Origin of the sequence: Acidovorax sp. 100 (genome assembly GCF_003688355.1) — a bacterium.
GTDB lineage: Bacteria > Pseudomonadota > Gammaproteobacteria > Burkholderiales > Burkholderiaceae_C > Acidovorax > Acidovorax delafieldii.
The window spans coordinates 2,636,592-2,652,684 of the sequence record NZ_REFD01000001.1 but is presented as its reverse complement, the minus strand read 5'-3'; the positions used below and the strand labels follow the sequence as shown (position 1 = coordinate 2,652,684).

Here is a 16,093-nt window from a genome sequence, read left to right as displayed (position 1 = left end):
GCCCATTTTTTGAAAGAAGCAAAGCCATGAGCAACCCCCAAGTCGAACTGCACATCGCCGGCTACGGCGTCATCACCCTCGAACTCGACGCCGCCAAGGCACCCAAGTCGGTCGAGAACTTCCTGGCCTACGTGAACAAGGGCCACTACAACAACACCATCTTCCACCGCGTGATCCCCGGCTTCATGGTGCAAGGCGGCGGCTTTGAGCCCGGCATGACCCAGAAGGGCACCGACGCGCCCATCGAAAACGAAGCCAACAACGGCCTGAAGAACGCCAACTACACCGTGGCCATGGCCCGCACCAGCGACCCGCACTCGGCCACCGCCCAGTTCTTCATCAACGTGGCCGACAACGGCTTCCTGAACCACACCGCACCTTCGGCCCAGGGCTGGGGCTATGCCGTGTTCGGCAAGGTCGTGTCGGGCACCGACGTGGTGGACAAGATCAAGGCCGTGAAGACGGGCCGCAAGGGCTTCCATGACGACGTGCCGAAGGAAGACGTGATCATCGAGAAGGCCGTCGCCCTCTGAGCATGGCATCCCCCTGTGGCGCTGCGCGCCCCGCTGAGGCCACACCAATGTCGGCCGCCCATTGCAGGCCGCAGCGCAAGGGATGAACCACCCAGCCCCCCCCGTGACCCCGACCGTGCCCCGGTTCGAGGAGCTTGTCGCTCCCTCGCATTGGCGCACGGTCGATTTCATTTCAGACCTGCACCTGCAGGCCAGCGAGCCCGCCACGGTGGCCGCATTCCAGCAGTATCTCGAAGGCACGACGGCAGACGCCCTCTTTATCCTGGGCGACCTGTTCGAAGTGTGGGTGGGCGACGATGCCATGAGCGAGCCCAGCAGCTTCGAAGTCCGGGGCTGCGCCCTCCTTCGGGCCGCCGCGCAGCGCCTGCCGGTGTACTTCATGCATGGCAACCGCGACTTCCTGGCGGGCCCTGCCTTCCTGGCTGGGTGCGGCATCACCGGCCTAGCAGACCCCACAGTCCTGGTCTTTGGCGGCCAGCGGTATGTCCTGAGCCACGGCGACCTGCTGTGCCTGGACGATGTGGACTACCAGCGTTTTCGCCTGCAGGCCCGCAGCGCCGCCTGGCAGCAGCAATTTCTGACCCAGCCTTTGGCCACGCGCCGCTTGCAGGCGCGCGGCATCCGCCAGGAGAGCGAGGCGCGCAAGCAGTCGGGGGCCACGTACGCCGATGTGGACAGCCCCGCCGCCATCACCTGGCTGCAGGCCGCAGGCGCCCACACCCTCATCCACGGCCACACCCACCGGCCAGCCGACCATGTGCTGGCTCCGGGTCTGCAACGCGTGGTGCTGAGCGACTGGGATGCCACAGCATTGCCCCCCCGGCTGGAAACACTGCGTTTGTCCAGCGCGGGCTTGGAACGGCTGCCCCTGGCCCCCAAGTAACAGCGGTCATGAACTGAGCGGGCCCACCTCCCGCAGCCCGATCGCCATGCCCCCCTTGCTCAACCGCCTCTGGCGCCGCGTGCGTGCTACCGTGGCCCCCGTGCCAGACATCTCTGCCACGCTGTGGCTGCAGACCATTCAGCGCTACCCGTTCCTGGCCGCGCTATCGCTGCACGACCAGGCCAAGCTGCGCGTGCTGAGCGCACTCTTTCTGCACCACAAGGAATTCCACGGCGCCCATGGCCTCACGGTGACCGACGCCATGGCCATCGACATTGCCGCGCAGGCCTGCCTGCCCCTGCTGCACTGGGGCGACCCCGCCAAGGCGCTTGGCTGGTACGACGATTTCGTGGGCATCGTGCTGCACCCCGGCGAAGCCGTCGCACGCCGCCAGACAATGGACGAAGCGGGCGTGGTGCACGAGCACACCCAGGTGCTGCTGGGCGAGGCCATGGAGCGCGGCCCCATCATGCTCAGCTGGCAGCACGTGGCCAACGCCACCGAGAACACGGCGCGCGGCCACAACGTGGTGGTGCACGAGTTCGTGCACAAGCTCGATATGAAGAACGGCCAACCCAACGGCTGCCCGCCCCTGCCCGCAGGCTTCATGGGCGCACGCACCGGCCGTGCGGCGTATGAGGCGTGGTGGGCAGCCTGGGAGCCCGCCTACGAGCAGTTCCGTGAACGCGTTGTCATGGCCGAGCGCTTCGGCGCCGAACGGCCCTGGCTGGACGCGTACGGCGCCACCTCGCCCGCAGAGTTCTTCGCGGTAGCGTGCGAAGCCTATTTTGTGAACCGGGCGCGCTTTTCGCTCGAATTCCCAGGGCTCATGCTTGTACTAAACGCTTTTTTCCAGGCCCGTTGACACAGTGAGCCCGGCCAGCCCCCTTCACGAGCGCTGCAGTGGGCACCCACCTTGCCCCGCGCAGGGATGCGGCCACCCGGGTCCGGCGCACCCGAGATTGCTTCCATTTGAAACATCTTCCACATCCATCCGACACGGAAGTACTCCCTGAATGGTTATATAAAAGAGCCAAGTGGTCCGCAACGAATGCACGTGCATCGTTCAGGCGTTTTTGCCGTGCGGCCCGAAAGGGAGATTTGCATGACAACGTTTACGTCCGCAGTGCGACTGCGGCACCTTGGCGCGCTCGCCGCGCTCACCAGCGTCTTGCTCAGCGCCTGTGGCGGCTCGGGTGGGTCGTCCGAACCCACGGCCCCCCCGCCGCCGGCTTCTCCACCGGCGCCCGCCACCACCCTGTCGGTACTGGCAGGCAATACCGATGCTGCGGGCAACCAGGATGGCGCGGCACTGACCGTCGCCCGGCTGAGCACCTACCTGGGCGGCATGGCCGTGGCCAGCTCTGGCGAGGTTGTCTTCCTGGACAGCGGCAACAACCAAGTTCGCAAGCTCAGTGCCGACAGGACTCAGGTCACCACCCTGGCGGGCGACGGCGACCGGGAGGTGTTCAATCTTCCCTCCCACCATGCCGACGGCACCGGCACCGCCGCGCAGTTCCACCGGCCCATGGGTGTCGCCCTGGATGAGGCTGGAAACACCTACGTGGCGGACACCGACAACCATCTGGTGCGCAAGATCACCGCGGCCGGCGTGGTGACCACGCTGGCAGGCAAGGTCGGGGTCTGTGGCAACGAGGATGGCACCGGTAACGCCGCCAGTTTCTGCCGCCCCACCGGCATCGCCGTCGACAAAGCGGGCAATGTGTACGTGTCCGAAATCACGCAGTCGCCCACCCAGATCGTCGCCAACCCCATTCGCAAGATCGCGCCCACAGGTTCAGTGACCACGCTGACCAGCAAGGCCAGCCAGTACCCCAGCTCGGTCTTCATTTCCGGTCCCTACGTAGCAGAGATCTACCGCCCGGTACTTTTGGCGATCGACTCGAACGGCGTCTTGCACGCCGCAGATCCGAACGATCACGTCATCCGCCGTTATGCGGCCAGTGGCCAAGCCACCACGGTGTCCGGCGTGGCAGCCGCACAAAACAGCGGCAACGCCGATGGTCCCGCGTCAGCGGCAAAGTTCGGTGATTTGAAGGCGATTGGCTTTGACGCGGCGAACCGCCTGTTTGTGCTCGACTGGTACGCCACACCATCCATCCGCCAGATTGGCAGCGACGGGAGCGTGACGACCCTCGTGCGGGCCACGGACTGCAACGTGGGAAACGATGGCCGTGGCGCCGGGCCCGGCACCCTGTGCAGCGCGGACCAGATGGCCGTGACCGCTGGCGGGCAATTCCTGGTCGCCGAAACCGGCTCCAGCAACAACGGCGTCGGCATGCGCACGGTCAGGTACGCACAGTTGCGCCAGTACACGCCCCAAGGCAACTCCACGGCGGTGGCGGGCATCCCCTCGGCCGAAGGTGCGAACGACGGGCAAGGCAACACCGCGCGCTTTGACCTGCCCGGCTCAATTGCGTTGAACCCAGCGGGCACGCTGTACGTGCGCGACGAGGGCAATGCCACCATCCGCACGGTGCAGACGGACGGGCTGGTGCGCACCCTGGGCAAGCCCGGCGGCCATTGCACGGCGATAACCGGCGTGGCCAGCCAGATTCCTTCCCGCTACCTGGGGCCCCTCGCCACGGATGGCGCGGGCAACCTTTACACCATGGATAGCGCGCGTATCTACAAGACGGCCAATTGCAATACCGTGCTTCTGGCCGACCTGGCGCCATGGCTGGACAAGGTGCCAACGGCTTTCCTGGGTGTGGCATCCGGCATGACAGCCGATACCGCCGGCAACGTGTATGTCTCCAGCCTCAAGGGCGCGATCTTCAAAATCGACACCAAAGGCGAAATCACCTTGTTTGCCGGCACCCTGGGCACCGTGGGCCACGTGGACGGGCAAGGCGCCGCGGCACAGTTCTCGGCGCTGGGCCACATGACGGCCGATGCGGCGGGCAACCTGTACGTTGTCGACGGCCTGTATCACGACACCAACAAGGTGGGGCCAACGATTCGGAAGATCACGCCGTCCGGCATGGTCACCACGCTGGCGGGCAACGCCACCGCAGCGCCCGCCTACGCCGATGGGCCTGCCGACGCCGCACGCTTCCATGTGCAGCGCGGTGCGAGCTGGCCTGCGCAGTCGGCCAGTCTCGCCGTGGACAGCAAGGGCAACGTCTATGTCACAGATCCCTTCGCCAGTGTGGTCCGCAAGATCGGTACCGACGGCAAGGTCAGCACTTTCGCAGGCCAAGCCTGGAAGCACGGGTTTGCGGCAGGAGATCTCCCTGGCATGCTCGACCGCCCCAGCGGCATCGCCGTGCGGGGCAGCATGATGTACCTCTCGGTGCCCAACGCCGTGGTGCAGGTGCAGTTGCCATAGTCCATCGGCCGGCGGGCGCTGGCCAGGGCGCGGGGCCCGAACCATGGCGACGCCAGCCCCGGTCTTTGGCACCACAGCGGCGGCTGTGCAGTCCGGCGGCCGGCGGCCGCCGGCGCACATTCCCGCCCCTCGCGCATCGGTGTCAATGGCGTTGACCTTGCGCCCTTGTGTATCGAATGCTGTTGCAGCCGCGGTGCCGTTGGCGCCGGGTATTCCTGAGCGCAGAACCCGCGACTACATGCGCCATGGAACGACGACGCTGTTTGCAGCACTGGGCATTGCCACGGGGGAGGAGGTGATTGGTGGGTTACACCGGCGCCATCGCAGCACGGAGTTTTTGCAGTTCCTGCGCACCATTGAGGCGAATGTGCCAGCTCAGTTGGATGTGCATCTGGTGATGGACAACTACGGCACGCACAAGACCCCTGCGGTCAAGGCATGGTTTGCAAGGCACCCCAGATTCCACGTGCACTTTACGCCAACTTCCGCGTCTTGGCTCAATCAGGTCGAGCGTCGGGTTGCCACCCTGACCGAGAAGTACATCCGTCGCGGCACACACCGATCAACAAGACAGCTTGAACAGGCGATTCATCAATACCTGGAGCTGAACAACTCAGCCCCCAAGCCGTTTGTGTAGGTCAAGTCCGCCGATGACATTCGGCGCAGTATCGAGAGATTTTTTCTGCGAGTTTCTAACTCGGGACACTAGCGATAGCCACTGGCAAGTGGGCTGGCCCGTTTCAGCGCGCGACACGAAGTCTGCACCGTTCGTTGAGCATGGGACCACGACCCGCGGCAGGCGTGCCAAATCTTGGTGAGCGACTTGCACTAACCAACAGTTACTTGGCAGTAGTAATACATGCCACATAGACTCACCTCATCACATTTTTTCACCAAGCGACATTCATCCCGGGAGTCTCATGGGACACATCAGATCCAACGAACGACTGAGACGCATCAGCCTGCTGGTTGCGTTGGTAGCCACCGCTGTCACCGCTTGCGGGGGGGCTCTGGCGGCTCCGTGGAAACGCCAGTACCGCCGCCACCGCCACCAGCCGTTCCGGCTACAGCCCTCTCAGTCCTGGCTGGAGATCCCAATGGCGACGGCAATCAGGATGGCGCAGCGCTCAGCGAAGCCCGTTTCAATGTCGACATGGGTGGGATGGCGGTGAACACATCAGGCGACGTCGTCATAGCGGACACAGGTAACCATCGCATTCGCAAACTGAGTGCCAACCAAGACCAGATCAGCACCGTGGCCGGTGGTGGAGGTCCAGCACCTGAGCTCGGCGTCAATTTTGCCGACGGTGACGGCCCTGACGCACGCTTCCGCAGACCCATGGCAGTCGCCGTGGATGGGGCAGGAAACACCTATGTTGCAGATACAGGAAACAATCTGGTCCGCAAGATCAGTGCAGCGGGCAAAGTCACCACGCTGGCCGGAAAACCTGGCGTCTGCGGCAATCAAGATGGCCCCACTAGCATCGCGACCTTGTGCAATCCCAGCAGCATCGCTGTGGACAAGGCTGGCAATGTATTTGTGGCACAAGGTAACTCCGCAGCCAACGCCGTTCGCAAGATTACTGCCGCTGGGGAAGTGAGCACATTGGTCAGCAAAGCCAGTTTGTACCCAACCGCCAGGCCCGGCCCTTGGGGCCCGACTTACTACTACGATGCTGTGCTATTGGGGACCGACTCGAAGGGAACGTTATACGCCGCAGACCCCAACGACCACGTAATCCGCAAGTACACAGCCGACGGGCAAGCCGCCTTGGTATCTGGTACAGCGACTCAGAGCAATGAAGGGGATACGGATGGCACGGCTTCTGCTGCGCAGTTCCGCACCTTCCGCGCCATGGCATTCGACGCCGCAGACCGCCTGCACGTCCTGGGCCCCGACAACACGGGCTACCCGACCATCCGTCGTATTGCAAGCGATGGCGCTGTGACGACGGTCCTTCGTGCGAAGTCTTGCACCACCCAAACTGGTCTAGCTGTGGGCGCCCCAGGAACTCTGTGTACTGCAGGCCAACTGGCCGTCAAGGCCAGCGGCGAGTTTCTCGTCACCGAATATGGGTACTACGATGGCTCCTACAGGTACGCCCAGCTGCGCAGCTACACACCGCAAGGCACTTCCACCATGGTCGCGGGACGGCCTTCCGCCGAAGGCACAGAAGATGGACAGGGTAGTAGTGCTCGATTTGACCGGCCCGGTGCATTGGCCTTCAACCCATCTGGATCTCTGTACGTACGGGACAACGGCAACATGTGGACGCGGGACAAAGGAAACAACACCATCCGTACAGTGCAAGCAGACGGTCTGGTGCGCACCTTGGGCAAGCCGGGCGGGCATTGCACGGCAGTCACCGGCATGGCCAGCGAATTTCTGGCTCTTTCGGGCCCGACCAGTGGGTACTTGCGTTACAACGGCGGCCCACTGGCCACCGACGGTGCTGGCAATCTGTATACCGTCCATGAGACGCTCGTCCTCAAGATGCGCAATTGCGAGGTGACCCTCCTGGCAGACCTGACGTCGCTGCTGACAACGTCCACTTACATATTCATGGGCTACAACGCATCCGGAATTGCGGCGGACAGCAAGGGCAATGTCTACGTTTCCACGCTCAGGGGCGCGATTTTCAAGATTGACACGAATGGCGCGGTCACGCTGTTCGCAGGTAGAGTTGCCACGGTAGGCCATGTTGACGGGCAAGGGGCCGCAGCACAATTTGCGGCGCCGGGCTACATGACCATCGATGCGGCAGACAACCTCTATGTGGTCGACGGCCTGTCCGATATCAGCGTCAAAGTGGGGCCCACGATCCGCAAGATCACACCAGCCGGGCTAGTCAGTACGTTGGCAGGCAATCCCAACGCCGCTGCTGGCTACGCTGATGGCCCCGCGGCAGCTGCGCAATTCACGGTGGGCTCCACATCGTCCGGTGAGACAGCCAGCCTCGCAGTGGACAGCAAGGGCAACGTGTATGTCACAGATCCGGTCAACAGCGTGATCCGCAAGATTGCCCCTGACGGTCAGGTCAGCACCTTGGTGGGGCAGCTCTGGAAGAACGGATTTGCAGCAGGCGATCTGCCCGGCATCATCAATCGCCCGGCCGGAATCGCAGTGCGCAATTCAATGATGTACATATCGATGCCGAACGCCGTGGTGCAGGTGCAGTTGCCGTGATCAACCCGCAGCCAGCTGCCGTGCACCGCGCTCGCGCTGGGCGTGCCGCCGCCATGGCGCCACCGCCAATCCTTGTGCAGTATCGCTGCGGCACGCTAGCCAGCGGCGGCACCCCACCCGTTCATTGTTATTCCTGAGGTACGCAACCATGCCCGATTCATCCACGTGCAGCCGCCGTCGGCTGTCCCACTCGCTCTGGACCTCGCTGGCCATGTCTGCACTGGTATCGTGCGGTGGAGGGTCAGGGGGTGATGCACCGCCTCCTCCTCCGCCCGCCACGCCCCTGGCGTTGCTGGCTGGCACTACCGAGGGGCCAGGAACGCAGGACGGCCTGAGCACTGCGGCCAAGATCAGTACCGAAAGCGGCGGCATGGCACTGGCACCCAACGGCGATGTACTGATTACCGACCCGGGAAACCAGACCATTCGCCGGCTAGCGCCCACCGGGCAGCTCAGCACCTGGGCGGGAGGTGGTCCCACCCGCAGCGACGCCAGCAGTGAAGGGCCGCGCTACCTGGATGCATCGGGCACTGCAGCCCGCTTCAATGTCCCTCAGGCCGTGGCGGTGGATGCGGCCGGCAACGCCTATGTGGCAGACGCCGGCAACCACCTGGTGCGCAAGATCGATGCCGCGGGCAACGTCACGACGCTGGCCGGCAAGGTGGGCGTATGCGGCAACGCCGATGGCACCGGTACGGCGGCCACGCTGTGCAGCCCGACCAGCCTTGCGGTGGACCGGGAGGGCAATGTGTTTGTGTCCGAATGGGCGCCAACCTTGCAAGACATCTCCCAGACGCCGACAGGTAATCCCATACGCAAAATCACGCCCGCAGGGGTGGTCACAACGGTCATCTTCAGGGCCAGCCAGTACGCAACTCCGGGCTTCGGGAGAAACAACCCAGACCGCCTGTACCCCGTCAACCTGGCGACCGACTCTGCAGGAACCCTGTACGCTGCAGATCCCAACGATCATGTGGTGCGCAAGTACGCGCCCAACGGACAGGCCACTGTGCTGTCGGGCACGGTGGCTCTCAATAACGCGGGCTACGTGGATGGAGCGGCTAGCGCGGCCAAATTTGGTGCATTGCAGGCCATCGCGATAGACCGCTCCAACCGAGTGTTCGTCCTGGACCGCTATGAGGGCACGCCCGTGCGCGAGATCGCGGCCGATGGCTCCGTCACAACCGTGCGGCGCGCGGACAACTGCAGCTTTGGACCCAACATGCTGCCCCAACCCTTCTGTGCGGGCAAACATCTGGCGGTGGACGCCGAAGGCCGCTTCCTCATCACGGAAAACGGTCCCTCCGACGCCTATCGAACGTATGCGGTTGTCTACCGCGCTCCGCGCGCCGGCGCGCCCGACCTGCAGGTGGGCACCGCCTCGCTGGCAGGGCACACCGATGGCCGCGGCAGCGCCGCGCGCTTTGACAGCCCTGGCGCGCTGGCGGTGGACAAGGCAGGCACGCTGTACGTGCGCGACCGCAACAACGCCGCGCTGCGCACCGTCACATCCGATGGCACGGTGGCCACCCTCGGCCGCGCCAAGAACCCGTGCGCACAGATGACAGGTCCGATCAACGACGTGGCCTTCTGCGGCTCGGCTCCGCTGTCCATCGATGGAGCGGGCAACATCTATTCTTTCGACTTCAAGCGCATCCTCAAGACAACCCCTGCAGGCAACGTTACTGTGCATGCCGACCTCTCCGCCCAGCTAGACGCGATACCGGGCTTTCTGCTGCAGGGACTGACTGGCATGGTCGCCGACATTGGCGGCACCGTCTATGCGGTTTCCCTGCAGGGCGTGGTATTCAAGGTCACACCGGCCGGCGCCGTCAGCGTGTTTGCGGGGAATCCCAGCGCGCGCGGACACGCGGATGGTCCGGCAGCCTCGGCGCAGTTCTCGGCCTTGGGCCAGATGACCATCGATGCCGCGGGCAACGTCTATGTGGTGGACGGCCGCTACCACAACATCACGGGCATCGGCCCCACCGTCCGCAAGATTACGCCCGCCGGGGTGGTGAGCACGATTGCGGGGCGCCCGGATCTGCCGCCCGCGCTGGTGGACGGTCCGGTGGCCTCGGCGCAGTTGACCGTGGACACCGGCGCAGCCATCTCGGACTCCCACGCCTGGCTGGCCGCCGATGCCAGCGGCAACGTTTACGTGACCGATCCGCGCAACCGCGTGGTGCGCAAGATCGGCGCCGACGGCCAGGTGAGCACCCTAGTAGGCCAGCGCTGGAACAAGGGCTTCGCGGCCGGCCCGCTGCCGGGCTTCATCGACGAACCCACGGGCATCGCAGTGAATGGGTCTACGCTGTACCTCTCCACCTCAAACGCATTGGCGGCCGTGAAGCTGCCCTGACACGCTAGGCGCGGCCGCCCACGCCTTCTTCACTCGCGCTGAGCCCCCTGAACGAAGACTCCCATCGCGCCCCCACGGCCCTGCACACCTACGTCGACGTGGTGGCCACAGCCGGCCGCATCGCAGGGCACGCCCACCGCCCCATGCTCGCCTCGCGCAGCCTCGACGCGGAATGGGGTGCGCAGGTGCTCTCCAAGTGCGAGAACCATGCCGCGCATGGGCGCCTTCAAGTTCCGGGGGGCGTTCACCGTGCTCTATCGCTTCGATGCAGCCCAGCGCAAGGCGAGTGTGGTGGCGCTTTCGTCCGACAACCGCGCCCAGCGCATCGCTCTCGCAGCGCGAGAGCTGGGCATTCCGGCCACCATCGTCATGCCGCGGGAGGTGCCCGCCGCCGAGGTCGCCACCACTCAGGGGTATGGCGCCACGGTGGTGCTCTATGGCCGCTACATCGAGGACCGCGAACAGAGCACCCGCGCCATTGCGCCGCAGTACGGCCTCAAAGTGATTCCCCCGTTTGACCATGCCGACGTGCTGGCAGACCAGGGCACGGCACGGCGGCGAAGGAGCTGTTCGAGGCAGTCGGCGCACTCGACGCGCTGTTCGCGTGCCTGGGCAGGGGCGGGCTCCTGTCGGGCACGGCGCTGTCCACGCGGGCCCTGCCGCCCCGCTGCAAGCTCTACGGCGTAGTGCCCGCTGCGGGCAACGACGGCCAGCAGTCCTGGCGCAGCGGGGCCATCGCGCACATCGATACGACCAAGACGATTGCCGATGGCGCGCAGACGTAGCACCTGGGGCAAATCAGTTTTGCCATCATCCGGCGCGATACGGACGACATCCTCACGGTGACGGACGAGCAACTGGTGGACGGCATGTCCATTTTTTGCCGAGCGCATGCACCCGGTGGTGGAACCCAAGGGTGCCTGGGCTTTACAGCGGCAAGCGCGATGCGCGTCGAGCTGCGCGGCCGGCGTGTGGGCGTGGTCGTCAGCAGCGGCGGCGTGAACCTGGCACGCCTGGGCGCGTTGCTGGTCGGCTGAAGGTAACTCCATGCCTCACGCGCCGTACTTTGGCAATTTTCAGCCTCCAGCGCTTGCTAGTATTGCGCAATAAGCTATCAAACAAATAGCATTGATTCACACTGCGGCACCTTGGCCGCAGCCGTGGCCAATTTCAGGCTGCCAGCACCTGCTCCACCGCCAGCTTGGCTTCTTCAAGGCTGCCAAAAAAACGCGTGGGCTGCGGCGTAGCCCTGGGCAGGTGGGTGGGCGCGGGCCACAGACGGTCGTCCGTCCAGGCAGCCGTCCACCCGCCAATGTCCTTGCGTTTGACAGAGCACACGGCCTGGCCGTTGACCATGGCGTTCCAGGTGGTCGGGGGACTGTGGTCCCAGGTGATGTCGGCCATGGCGCCCTCCAATCAGTATGTAACCCATTGTAGGAAGGGGATGCCGCTGCGCAACAGGGACATCACCTGGCAGCAGCGCCAGCGCCACACCGTGGGCCTGCAAGGTGGCGCCGGCGCGGCGCGCGGGTGTCCCGTGCGGCCGTCAGCCGGCAGACAGTGTGCGTCGCGCTGCGTGCGCCACGGCATGCGCATCCACGCCAAAGAACTGGCGCAGCGCCGCGCGGGTGTCGCTGCGGCCAAAACCGTCGGTGCCGAGGGTGACGAACCGCCGCCCCTCCGGCACCAAAGCGCGCACGGTTTCCGGCACGGCGCGCACGTAGTCGCTGGCGGCGATCACCGGTCCACGGGTCGTGGCCAATTGCTGCGTCAGCCATGCGGGTGCAGGCTGGGCATTGCCCGCCAGCCAGCGCTGCTCGCAGGCCACGCCGTCGCGGGCCAGTTCGCTCCAGCTGGTGACGCTGAGTACGGTCACATCCACACCCTCACTCGCAAGTTGTTCTGCGGCCTTGACCACCTCGGTCAGGATGGCGCCAGAGCCCATCAGGGTGACGCTTTTGGACGAAATCGCGCTGTCGCGCTGGTACATATTGCCTGGATAGCTCCTGAAAACATAGCATCCACGCAGCACACCCTCTGCCGCACCGGCGGGCAGGTCGGGCTGTGCGTAGTTCTCGTTCATCAGCGTGACGTAGTAGAAGACGTCACGCTGCTCGGTCACCATCTCGCGCATACCGGCGTCGATGATGACGGCCATTTCTCCCGCGTAGGCCGGGTCGTAGGCCTTGCAGTTGGGAATGGTGGCGGCCACCAGGTGGCTGCTGCCGTCCTGGTGCTGCAGGCCCTCGCCGCCCAGTGTGGTGCGGCCCGAGGTCGCGCCCAAGAGGAAGCCGCGCGCACGCTGGTCAGCCGCAGCCCAGATGGCATCGCCCACGCGCTGGAAGCCGAACATCGAGTAGTAGATATAAAACGGTAGCATGGCCAGGCCGTGCACGCTGTAGCTGGTGGCGGCCGCCGTCCAGCTTGCGATGGCGCCGGCCTCGCTGATGCCTTCTTCCAAGATCTGGCCATCCAGCGCCTCGCGGTAGCTCAGCACCGAGCCGATGTCCTCGGGCGCATAACGCTGGCCCACGCTGCTGTAGATGCCCACCTGCTTGAACAGATTGGCCATGCCGAAGGTGCGCGCCTCGTCGGCCACGATGGGCACGATGCGCGGGCCCAGCGTGGCGTCCTTGAGCAACGTGCCCAGCATGCGCACAAAGGCCATGGTGGTGCTCATCTCCTTGCCATCGGCCTGCAGCGCGAACTGCGCGTAGCTGTCGATGGATGGGACGGGCAGCGCGTCGCACGCCGTCTCGCGGCGCGGCAGGTAGCCGCCCAGTGCGTCGCGGTGGCTGCGCAGGTAGCGCATCTCCGAGCTGTCTTCGGCGGGCTTGAAGAAGGCCAGGCTGGTGGCCTGCTCGTCGCTGAGCGGCAGGTTGAAGCGATTGCGAAACTCGATGAGGTCGGTCTCGTCCAGCTTCTTCTGGCTGTGCGTGGTCATCTTGCCCTGGCCGGCAGTGCCCATGCCGTAGCCCTTCTTGGTGTGGGCCAGGATCACGGTGGGCTGCCCCTTGTGCGCAGCGGCGGCGGCGTAGGCGGCGTGGATCTTCACCAGGTCGTGCCCGCCGCGCTTCAAGCGATCGATCTGCTCGTCCGTCATGCCCTGGGCCAGCGCGGCCAGCTCAAGGTTCTGGCCGAAGAAGTTGTCGCGGTTGAAGCGACCGTCCTTGGCCGCGAAGGTCTGCATCTGGCCGTCCACCGTGCCTTCGAGCGTGCGCACCAGCGCGCCGGTCAGGTCGCGGGCGAAGAGGCCGTCCCAGTCGCTGCCCCACACGAGCTTCACCACGTTCCAGCCCGCGCCGGCAAAAAGGCGCTCCAGCTCGTCGATGATGCGGCCGTTGCCGCGCACAGGGCCGTCCAGCCGCTGCAGGTTGCAGTTGACCACCCACACCAGGTTGTCGAGGCCCTCGCGCGCGGCCAGGGTTAGCGCACTCATGCTCTCGGGCTCGTCCATCTCGCCATCGCCGAACACGCCCCACACCTTGCGCCCCGCGCAGTTCAGCAGGTTGCGGTGCGTGAGGTAGCGCATGAAGCGCGCGTGGTAGATGCTGCTGATAGGGCCAATGCCCATCGAGCCCGTGGGGAACTGCCAGAAGTCGGGCATCAGCCAGGGGTGCGGGTAACTCGACAGGCCCTGCGCGCCTGCACCCGGCGCCGTCAGTTCCTGGCGGTAGTGCATCAGGTCCTGCTCGGACAGGCGCCCTTCCAGGAAGGCGCGGGCATACACGCCGGGCGCGCTGTGCGGCTGGAAGAACACCAGATCGCCTCGGTGCTGCCCTTCGCCCAGGCCTTCACGGGCACGAAAGAAATGGTTGAACCCGCTTTCGAAAAGATCCGCAGCACTGGCGTAGCTGGCAATGTGCCCACCCAGCTCGCCATACGCCTGGTTCGCGCGCACCACCATGGCCAGCGCGTTCCAGCGCACGATGGAAGCCACGCGCTCCTCGACGGCCAGGTCACCCGGGAACACAGGCTGGTCCTGCACCGCCACGGTGTTCACGTACGGCGTGTTCAGGTCGGGCTGCCAGCCAATGCGCTGCGCACGCGCCACCCGCACCAGCTCCTGCAGCATGTGCCGCGCGCGCTCGGGGCCTTCGGTGGCGACGAGTGCCAGGAAGGCGTCGCGCCACTCGGCGGTTTCTTCGGGGTCGGCGTCCAGCGGGGCGCCGGGGGCTTGTTGCAGCAGGGCGTGGGGTGTGAGGGCGTTCATGGCAGCCACTGTAGCGAGGCTGGCTCCAAATGAGTTGCCGTTTTACCTTTCGCGCCATGCTGTCATAGCACTTTATGTCGCCAAAGCCATAAACTGCAGCACATGAAACTGGACACCCTCGATTTGCGCATCCTGGCCGAGCTGCAGGCCGACGGCTCTTTGTCCAACGTGGAGCTGGCGCGGCGCGTGCACCTGTCGCCCTCGCCCTGCCTGGCGCGGGTAAAGGCGCTGGAGGCAGCAGGCGTCATCAGCCGCTATGTGGCGCTGGCCAATGCGGCGGCGCTGGGGCTGGGCCTCAATGTATTCATCAGCATCAGCCTCAAGACGCAAAGCAAGGAAGCCCTGGCCGACTTTGAACGCCGCATTGCCGAGCACGATGAGGTGATGGAGTGCTACCTGATGAGCGGAGACAGCGACTACCTGATTCGGGTAGCGCTTGCCGACATTGGGGCGTTGGAGCGTTTTATTCTGGAGCAGCTGTCCCCCATTCCGGGCGTCGAGAAGATCCGGTCGAGCTTTGCACTCAAGCAGGTGCGCTACAAGACGGCTCTGCCACTTCCCACCCCATGACAGGCTAGAGGGCCTTACTTGCGCGCCACGCCGCTCGTCGCCACGCGCTTGCGCAGCTCGCGGATCAGCGCCTTCGCACGCGCCTCGTTGGCGGGGCCCATGCGCAGCAGGATCTTCTGACCGCTGGGCAGCGCCTCCAGCGCAGGGTCCACAAACTCGTAGCGCACCCAGGGCCGCAGGTTGGGCACTTCGGTGTTCACGGGCGTGAGCTGGACCTGCAACGGGCCCGCAGGCTCGGGCGCCAGCAGCAGCTGGTCCAGCACCGCCACCAGGCGGTCGTTGAAGTAGCGCCGGGGGTAGCCCAGTTCTTCATACGCCTGCTGAAACAGCGGGTACAGCCGCGCGTACAGCGCCACGGCGGCCTCCATCGGTACCGCTTCAGCAAACGCCAAGAAGGCGCTGTAGCGTGCGGCATTGGCCGCCGCGACGGTGGTGGGCGCGTCGCCAGTGCCATCCACCACAAACCGCTGCAGCGTAGGTTGCACCGGCCACATGCGCGATGGCGCGTGGGCGCGGCCGAGGTTGTCCACCGTGGCCACCACACGGCGAACAAAACCGTCGGTCTGCAGAAACATCGCCAGCTTGTCGCGGCCCAGCAGCTCGGCCAACAGCTCTGTCACCCTGGCGTCGGACTCGGCCAGCGCAGGCAAGGCAGCGTCGGGCGGTGCCAGCGCATCCACCGGGTTCTGCGGCCCCGACGCCTCTGGAGCGGGCGGCGGCGCTGCCGGTGCTGGTGGAGCTGCCACCACAGGGGGTGGCGCCAATGCGAGCTCCACCGGCCGCATCCAGAACCACCATGCCGCGCCAGCCGCCGCGGCGCACACCAGCGTGGCCAGCAAGACCCAGAGTGCGGGGGAGGTGCGCTCTGGCGCGGGGCGGAATTCTGCGGTGTCTTGATCGGGCATGGGCCCTCCTTCATCACGGGAACAACCCTTGTCCGAGCCTCTACAGCGTTAGGCGTTCCCTGCCAGCCCCCAAGGGCGGCTTGCACGA

10 protein-coding genes and 2 pseudogenes are annotated in these 16,093 nt (G+C 65.4%); 9 read left to right on the top strand and 3 right to left on the bottom strand.

Annotated elements, in window-relative coordinates; all coding sequences use genetic code 11:
- The first annotated feature begins 26 nt into the window (after positions 1–26).
- The 8 genes and pseudogenes from C8C96_RS12190 to C8C96_RS12155 all read left to right on the top strand — a co-directional run bounded on the left by C8C96_RS12190 (position 27) and on the right by C8C96_RS12155 (position 11,354).
- Positions 27–533, top strand: coding sequence for a peptidylprolyl isomerase (locus C8C96_RS12190; protein ID WP_056064668.1), 507 nt, complete (start codon positions 27–29; stop codon positions 531–533).
- A gap of 82 nt (positions 534–615) precedes the next feature.
- Positions 616–1,416: a UDP-2,3-diacylglucosamine diphosphatase gene (locus C8C96_RS12185; RefSeq protein ID WP_199737469.1), complete on the top strand. Its 801-nt coding sequence runs from the start codon at positions 616–618 to the stop codon at positions 1,414–1,416.
- A gap of 46 nt (positions 1,417–1,462) precedes the next feature.
- Positions 1,463–2,281 carry a zinc-dependent peptidase gene (locus C8C96_RS12180; protein ID WP_121942490.1) on the top strand — a complete coding sequence of 273 codons (819 nt, stop codon included), beginning with the start codon at positions 1,463–1,465 and terminating at the stop codon, positions 2,279–2,281.
- Positions 2,282–2,521: 240 nt separating this feature from the next.
- Positions 2,522–4,768, top strand: a complete 2,247-nt coding sequence (locus tag C8C96_RS12175; RefSeq protein ID WP_147455675.1) for a hypothetical protein — start codon at positions 2,522–2,524, stop codon at positions 4,766–4,768.
- 193 nt (positions 4,769–4,961) lie between these two features.
- Positions 4,962–5,405: pseudogene (locus C8C96_RS12170) on the top strand (IS630 family transposase); the annotation flags it as partial.
- Between the two features lie 384 nt (positions 5,406–5,789).
- Positions 5,790–7,955, top strand: coding sequence for a hypothetical protein (locus C8C96_RS12165; RefSeq protein WP_158605757.1), 2,166 nt, complete (start codon positions 5,790–5,792; stop codon positions 7,953–7,955).
- A 148-nt stretch (positions 7,956–8,103) separates the two neighbouring features.
- Positions 8,104–10,317: a hypothetical protein gene (locus C8C96_RS12160; RefSeq protein ID WP_121942487.1), complete on the top strand. Its 2,214-nt coding sequence runs from the start codon at positions 8,104–8,106 to the stop codon at positions 10,315–10,317.
- Between the two features lie 47 nt (positions 10,318–10,364).
- A pseudogene (locus C8C96_RS12155) lies at positions 10,365–11,354 on the top strand (pyridoxal-phosphate dependent enzyme).
- Between the two features lie 133 nt (positions 11,355–11,487).
- Here C8C96_RS12155 and C8C96_RS12150 read toward each other — a convergent pair.
- Both C8C96_RS12150 and mdeB read right to left on the bottom strand, forming a co-directional pair.
- The gene (locus C8C96_RS12150; RefSeq protein WP_056747071.1) at positions 11,488–11,721 is read right to left on the bottom strand and encodes a hypothetical protein; all 234 of its coding nucleotides are present in this window, start codon (positions 11,719–11,721) and stop codon (positions 11,488–11,490) included.
- Positions 11,722–11,863: 142 nt separating this feature from the next.
- The gene (mdeB, locus tag C8C96_RS12145) at positions 11,864–14,530 is read right to left on the bottom strand and encodes an alpha-ketoglutarate dehydrogenase (RefSeq protein ID WP_121942486.1); all 2,667 of its coding nucleotides are present in this window, start codon (positions 14,528–14,530) and stop codon (positions 11,864–11,866) included.
- A 102-nt stretch (positions 14,531–14,632) separates the two neighbouring features.
- Between mdeB and C8C96_RS12140 the strand changes: the two genes are divergently transcribed.
- On the top strand, positions 14,633–15,100 hold the full coding sequence (locus C8C96_RS12140; protein WP_121942485.1) for an Lrp/AsnC family transcriptional regulator: 468 nt from the start codon (positions 14,633–14,635) through the stop codon (positions 15,098–15,100).
- Positions 15,101–15,114: 14 nt separating this feature from the next.
- On the opposite strand, the gene C8C96_RS12135 is transcribed toward C8C96_RS12140, so the two are convergent.
- Complete coding sequence (locus C8C96_RS12135) at positions 15,115–16,005, bottom strand: DUF3014 domain-containing protein (protein ID WP_121942484.1); 891 nt, start codon at positions 16,003–16,005, stop codon at positions 15,115–15,117.
- Between the last annotated feature and the right edge of the window lie 88 nt (positions 16,006–16,093).